The sequence below is a fragment of the Lysobacter sp. TAB13 genome (genome assembly GCF_052113885.1).
Taxonomy (GTDB): domain Bacteria; phylum Pseudomonadota; class Gammaproteobacteria; order Xanthomonadales; family Xanthomonadaceae; genus Lysobacter; species Lysobacter gummosus.
Genome location: NZ_JBFRDR010000089.1, coordinates 1 through 613, shown reverse-complemented (window position 1 = coordinate 613; position 613 = coordinate 1). Strand labels below are relative to the sequence as shown.

The 613-nt window shown below is 67.4% G+C and carries 1 protein-coding gene; it reads left to right on the top strand.

Annotated elements, in window-relative coordinates; all coding sequences use genetic code 11:
- Positions 1 to 157: 157 nt before the first annotated feature.
- Positions 158 to 613, top strand: a 456-nt coding sequence (locus tag AB4Y92_RS25260) for a RecX family transcriptional regulator (RefSeq protein ID WP_441822111.1), incomplete at its 3' end; no start/stop codon positions are given.

Sequence of the window (613 nt, the reverse complement as noted above, 5' to 3'; positions counted from 1 at the left end):
CTGGAGCGCCTGCTGGACATGATCCGCGAGGCTGCGGTCCGCCCCGAGATACGCAGGCCGACCAAACCGACCAAGGCATCCAAGGAGCGCCGTCTTCAAGGCAAGGACCGGCGCTCATCGATCAAGTCCGCACGATCGAAACCTGGTCTGGACTAGAATGAGAGGCGCCAATGGGGACGGCGATCAGCGCAGCGTCGGGACGCGCAAAGAGCCACGGCGGATCAGCGCCGATTATCTGCAGCGTGCGGCGATGCATTACCTCGAGCGCTACTCGGCCCCTGCCGGGCAGTTGCACCGGGTCCTCCAGCGCAAGGTGATAATGAGTTGCCGCCATCACGGCGACGAACCGCAATCCTTCGCCGCACTCATCGATGAAACGGTGGCGCGCTGCGTTGCCGCAGGGCTGGTCGATGACAAACGCTTTGCCGAAGGGCGGGCGGCAACCTTGCGCCGAAAGGGGCAGTCCGCCCGCGCCGTTGCGGCGCGGCTTGCGGCCAAGGGCGTCGGGCGCGAGCTCGTCGCGGAGGCGAGCCGCACCACCGAGGATGAGGAACTGGCTGCGGCGCGGATTGCCGCCCGACGCAAGCGGCTTGGTCCCTGGAGCCGCAGGGAC